We start from the raw sequence: 5,883 nt of genomic DNA, 5'->3' as shown, positions 1-5,883 counted from the left end.
CGGCTGCATCCTCTGAATCCCCGTGCACTTCCCAGCGGCAAAACCCACGATGACATTTTCGCCTGCGGGAGTGAGCACCCAGTACGACACCCGCTCCTTCTGCTGTTCCTTCCTGGCATAGAGCCCGTGCTTTTCCACCTGAGCCTGGAGCTCATCCTCAGACATCTTCAGCGACAGCTCGCGCAGCTCCGGGATGCCGCTCAGAAAATCCGGCCCGCCCTCCAGCCCCAGGCATGCCACAGACAAAAGCACCCCAAGGAGTGCCGATAGCAGAAATGTTTTCATGGTGTGTGATCTTGTCATCATGGCCGCACCGGGTCCTGTTTCCATTCAGCCAGTTCCTCCTGCCAGCGGTTTTGCGCATCACGGCTCATGAAGACCCCCGTCATGTCACGGTTGTCGCCCTCGCCACCGGGCAGCTTGTCTGCGCCCAGGCTGCGCAGCGTCACGGCCCCGGACTCATCGCTGCTGTAGTCCAGCGGGCGCTGCCACGCATCCGTCGTCTCATTGTCGTAGCCAGGTCTTGCAGGCAGCTCTGCCAGCGTCAGAGGCAGCTTGTTGTGCAGGTGCCCGTACTGAAGAATGCGCCGCTTGGTCACACTCAGCCGCGTTGCCGTCAGGCCGCGCGGCGGGATCGTCTCCACCAAAAAGAGAAATGCCAGCAGGAACAGAATGAGCGCAGACGCGATGACTTCGATGGGCTTGCTCATAGGAGTGGGGAAGTTGTTGCGTGTCTTGGATTCGTTGGATGCCCGCTCACCCTTCGCCGTCAGTTCATGCAGAGCTTTGTCAAATTCATGGCGCAGGAGTCTTGCGGGCCAGCCAGCTTTGGTATTCCTCCCAGTCGTCACGCATGGCCTGCTGCTCAGCCTTCGGATCTTTTGGGGTGGACCACGCCAGGGCGGAGTAGCGCCGGTACTCGGCAGGACTCAGCACATCCCGGTAATCCGAACACGCAGTCTCTGTGTGCAGCTTCAGCTGGCTCACGTCGCCCTTGGCCAGCTTGAGGATGGCCAGATGCACCCGGGCCGGCTCACGCTGCCAGTCCTTCGTGCCGTAGCGGCTCAGGAGGGCCTGCACTTCGGCAGTGCGCGCATCCCCGAAATCCCGCCGGATGATCCGCTGCACGTCATCGGCGGTGACACGGGGCGTGGGCTGGGTCGTCATGGCTTCAGGGGGCGCCGGGGGCGGATTTTTATCACGGCAGCCCGACAGCGCGGCCACGGTGCAGATGAGAGTAAGAAAACGAAACCAAGGAGGCATGGCAGGAGCAGTTCTTCCGTGTTGAGCTGAGCAGTCATCAAGGGTGCTCACTTCCGCCGAATATGCCAGCCCCATGATGCAACGCCGCATTTTTTCCCTGCGCAGCTCATCACTGGGAGCGCCGACATGTTGTCGGCTCCGGGCGGGCGTCCCTGCCGCCGAACATCATACCAAGACATCCCAGAAAAACGGGGTCAGTGTGCAAATACTTGACAAAAATGGAGGCGGGAATGCGGCCCCATCATCCCCGCCTCAATCTCTTCATTTTTTGCGCTCCTTTGCGCCTTTTTGCGGCCATTCTTTCGCCCTATTTAGAGTCACCTCTTGATCACCCGCGTCAGCACCGCCCACCCACCCGACCACCCCTGCTGGCAACCCTTCACCCAAGCCCTCCCCACCCTCCAGCAAGCCCCCGCCGCCGCCTCTGCTCAGCAATCACTACAACGAGACCCGCGCCGAGTACTACCGCCAGCTCGACCACGCCAGCAAGTCCGGTGGCGATCTCCGCCCCTTCCTCCTCTACGCCGTGCAGGGGCTGGTGGACGGCCTGCGCAAGCAGCTCCACTTCGTCTGGGAGCAGCAGTGGGACGTCACCTGGCGCAACTACGTCCACGAGCGCTTCCAGCACAAAAACAGCCCCAGCGACACCCGCCAGCGCCACCTCGCGCTCGATTTCGGCACCGTCCACGACTGGGTGCCCATCGCCACCCTCACCGAACTCACCCCCCGCCTCGCCAAAGCCTACGCCGCCAAAACCTCCAAAACCCTCCAGCGCGATCTCACCGAATTCACCCAGCAAACCCTCATCGAACGCGACGGCCGCAAGGTCAGAGCAAGGCGTGAACTGATCTTCGCGTTCCTGCCGCTGAAGAAGCGGGGGTGAGGTGGAGGAGGGGGCTTTGAAAGGCTTGCGGAGCCTCCCTGAGCCCCGCCGATGAAAAGGCCGTCAAAAACCTGCGCAAACTCCCCGTCGAAAACGAACTCGTCTTCGAATCCGAAGCCGCAGAGTTCACCAACCGCCTAGCCGAGCAGATGGAGGTGCACGCCGCTGAAGCAACGGTTATGGTTGCCGGGTAGGGGAAAAGGTTCGAATTGGCTCAGTTTAAAGAATGTGAGACTGTTTGTAGTCATCACACAAGATGTAGCCTCTCGTTCCGGCAATCTTCGCCACAAAACCTGATCTCTCGAGCTTATTGAAGATGTTTCTAACCTTCCGATAGAAGGTATCGAACTGTTTGATGTCTCCCTCCGGGCCACGGCGCTCATACCAAAGAGCAAAAGCAGCCTGTTTGGCGCTGCCGCCCTTTTCCTTGCAGTAATGATTGTGGCGGTAGATCACGCCGAGAGCCGCCTGTGCAGTCTCATCAAGACTGTCAAACGCTGCGCCAAACATGGCCCGCAGTTCCCGCGTATAGCTCCGCTGCACCAGTACTCTGTCCGCGATGTAGATAGGGCATGCTGGAGTGCTGAGCGGATGTTTGCTGATCAAACCCGATTTTTCCAAGATGCTCAGCGCCGCGAAATGATTATTGTCGGGGGTAAGCAGGATGGTATAAAAATATTGCTCATTGGCCCATTCCGATTTGATCAGATAAGCGAGAACCAGCTTTTGTTCTTCAGTAAGGCTGCCGCCTTCCAGTTTGATGGAGATGTGCCTGTCAAATGAGTCGAAAAGCCTCTCCATGCGGTCCCCCATCAGTTTGCCCGCACAGATGTGCAGGCAGACTTCCTCGGTGTAAATGCGGTAATAGGGCAGGTCGATGCGGTTCTGCAGGCATAGGTTCACCAGCGTGGCCATGCCGATGCCTCGTCCTTCCCATTTTCGGTACACTCGCAGCACATCTGCCAGCTTTGGGTTGCGCGGTTTGGCTTCCGGCAGAATGCGGCGCACCGGTATGTCTGAATTGCCATCTTCAACAAGCAGGGTCTGCCGAAATTTTCCAGGGTTGCGGATCGCGATGTGGACGCCTGGCTTGATGGCAATGATGACCTGCTTGTCCACCGAGTAGTCCCTGTGGGCCAGAGCATTGTTCACCGTCTCACGCAGCACTTCCTCTGGATACTGAGGCACAGCTGTACCACCACCTGCCGCGATGATGCCCACCTGAATGTTTCTCAGCAAGTAGCCCAGACTCGACTCCATCAACTGCAAAACATTGTCCACGAAGTCCTGCTTATCCTGTGCGATTTGCTGCGCCACGTCCACATAGCCATGTACATGGCTGCGGAATCCGAGGCGGTCTCCAGGATGGTTGCCACAGACCAGCGCCCCCAGAATGGTGACGGTGCCATTTTTGAGAAAGCACCGTCGCTCCAGAAAGGCCCGGGCTGCCGCAAGGTCCGGCTTCAGTGTTTCTACCTGCTGTGGCTGATTCAGGTGAAAGATGAAATGGTTCAACTTGGTCAGGTCCAGATCCGTCTCCTGCATATCAGGCACGACCTGCAGTTCTTTGGCGTGAGTGGCTTCCTCCTTGAACTCCTCCTGCATCTCAACCTCTCGTTCGGTGATCTTGTGATCACCGGTCAGGATGCGTTTGTAGGCCGTACCATTGAGAAAGACAAATTTCCGGTCTGCCGCCAGTTCGTCCACATACACCACCGCCACCCTTTCCCCCAGCAACGTGCGTATTTCCATCTGCGGAAAGCAGTCGCCGAGGTCCAATTTGACACCTTTGCGGTCGGTATAGATGCGCTGAAATTCTTTAAGGTTTGGCTCAGCATGTTCCTTCCACCCGCTCAGCACATAACGCCGGGCGGCTCCCGTGCCCTCTTCCTTCACACCTAAAACCAGAATGCCACCACGCGTATTTAGGAATGCGTTCACACTTTTGTGCCGTTCCTTCCATTCGCCCCCGTCAATTGGAACAGGCTTGATTTCGAGCCCTTCTGTCTCCAGTTCCATGAACCGTCCCTGCTGAATGAGATCAGCTAGTTTGCTCAGGAGTTCGTCAATGATTTTCATGCGGGCAGAACACTGTAGAAGGTTCAGTCATCCTTGCATCATTCTTCTTTCGCGTTAGGCATCTTCTTTTGCTCTTTTTTTTGCCGCCCACTCCTCCCTGTCCCAGAAATCCGGCACCTCCTGCGGCACTTCGACCATCCAGCTGCCGTCTCTCTTGAGGCGGGAGGCGATGCGGCCGTCGATTTGTTGTTCGATCTCGCGGCGGTAGAGGTTGGCATCCAGCAGGGTCCATTTGCCGGAGCGGAGCTGGAGGAGCTCGGCGATGCGGTTGCGGGTGACGGCGCCGGCGCCTTTGTCCAGGGCGGCGCCGCTGCCGATGTCTTCGATGTAGATGATGTCGTACTTCGCGTAATCGCGTGCGGCGCGGAAGTCCTCCAGGTCCACGGCGGGGATGAGGTGGGCCATTTGCGGACCGCGATGGCCGGTGGGCGTGGGGATTTTCCAGTGGCCGCGTGCGGCGGCGGACTGCAGGCAGGCGAGGGCTTGCTTCAAAACATGCGTCTTGCCCACGCCGGAGGGGCCCAGCAGGGAAACCCAGCGGCGGGGCTGCTCGCGGCGGATGACGGCGCTGCAAAAGGCCTGGACCGACGGCAGCACCTCGCGCAGCCCGGGGTGATACACCTCAAACCGCCACGGCCACGCGGCCACGTGCGGGTGGAGGTCTGCGGAGCCGGGCACGGAGTCAGGGGAAAGATCAAGATCCGCCAGCAGGGCCTGCTGGCGGTCCGGGGCTCTTACGGCCCCGTGCAGCACGCGGGAGATGGATTGAGGTTTCATGGTTTGAGAAGGAATCGAGTGTGGTAGGAAATGTTGGGATGTGGTGTCAAGACGTCAGCGCCGCCGCGCACCCAGGTACGTATTGTAGTACCGGCTTGAGCCGGTTCTGGAATGCGCGGCGCTGCGATCCGCGAAGGCGCTCCCAGATTCCGCCTAAAGGCGGGACTACAATACGTGCGCTGGGTGGCACACACGTGCGAGGTGGCAGGAGCGCGCTGGTGAGGGCAGCGTATGGCAGCGCCAGCGCCTCCGTGTATCCAGGGCTGTTTCGTAGTGCCGCGTTCGCTTCGCGGCTTCGCAGCAGCTGGTTCTGGAATGCGCGGCGCGGCGATCCGCGAAGGCGCTCCCAGATTCCGCCTAAAGGCGGTACTACAATGCGTGCGCTGGGTGGCACGTGCGTGCTGGGTGGCTCGGTGTTTTCCAAGACGGATTGCCGGAAAGCGAGCGTGGAGACGCTCGGCGGCGCTTGGAGGACCAAGCGCCCTACCTCGCGCCGGGCGTTCGCATGCCCAGGGCAGGTAGGGCGGGCTGTCCTCAGCCCGCCGCCGTCGACGTGTTCTTCGTAGCTTTAGCGAAGAAGGAAGCCCACGGTCCTCGAGCAAGAAACAGCTCGCCATGCGGACATGAGTCTGCGAACCGCGATGAACTTGCGGGAAGGCGGATGCGCTGCATGCCAGCGGGCGGGAGGCGGTGATGGCGGCTTCACGCATACCGGCCGGGGGCGTTGGCGCTGTCGCTGCGCACGGGAGTTGGACTGGGGCGGTTGTGGCCATGGGCATGGGCTTTGGCGGGGTGAGTGTTCGTGGTTTGAAAATGCAGGCCCTGCCAGCGGGCGTGGATGGCGGCATCCACCTGCGCGGCCACGGCGGACCAGCCATGGG

6 protein-coding genes are annotated in these 5,883 nt (G+C 60.1%); 1 reads left to right on the top strand and 5 read right to left on the bottom strand.

From position 1 onward, the window contains the following. The 3 genes from WAW39_RS19285 to WAW39_RS19275 all read right to left on the bottom strand — a co-directional run. Positions 1-285, bottom strand: a 285-nt coding sequence (locus tag WAW39_RS19285) for a hypothetical protein (protein WP_422320797.1), incomplete at its 3' end; no start/stop codon positions are given. A 17-nt stretch (positions 286-302) separates the two neighbouring features. Continuing rightward, entirely contained in the window at positions 303-710 is a 408-nt protein-coding gene (locus tag WAW39_RS19280) for a type II secretion system protein GspG (RefSeq protein ID WP_422320796.1), read from the bottom strand. An 85-nt stretch (positions 711-795) separates the two neighbouring features. After that, entirely contained in the window at positions 796-1,263 is a 468-nt protein-coding gene (locus WAW39_RS19275) for a lipoprotein (RefSeq protein WP_422320795.1), read from the bottom strand. A gap of 526 nt (positions 1,264-1,789) precedes the next feature. On the opposite strand from WAW39_RS19275, the gene WAW39_RS19270 reads away from it, so the two are divergent. Further along, entirely contained in the window at positions 1,790-2,146 is a 357-nt protein-coding gene (locus WAW39_RS19270; RefSeq protein ID WP_422320794.1) for a hypothetical protein, read from the top strand. 219 nt (positions 2,147-2,365) lie between these two features. On the opposite strand, the gene WAW39_RS19265 is transcribed toward WAW39_RS19270, so the two are convergent. After that, positions 2,366-4,225: an RNA-binding domain-containing protein gene (locus tag WAW39_RS19265; protein WP_422320793.1), complete on the bottom strand. Its 1,860-nt coding sequence runs from the start codon at positions 4,223-4,225 to the stop codon at positions 2,366-2,368. 54 nt (positions 4,226-4,279) lie between these two features. Beyond that, positions 4,280-5,002: a hypothetical protein gene (locus tag WAW39_RS19260; protein ID WP_422320792.1), complete on the bottom strand. Its 723-nt coding sequence runs from the start codon at positions 5,000-5,002 to the stop codon at positions 4,280-4,282. Between the last annotated feature and the right edge of the window lie 881 nt (positions 5,003-5,883).

Origin of the sequence: Prosthecobacter sp. (assembly GCF_049294395.1) — a bacterium.
In the GTDB taxonomy this organism is placed as follows: domain Bacteria; phylum Verrucomicrobiota; class Verrucomicrobiia; order Verrucomicrobiales; family Verrucomicrobiaceae; genus Prosthecobacter.
The sequence above is the reverse complement of the archived record's forward strand: the minus strand, read 5'-3'. Positions and strand labels throughout refer to the sequence as shown.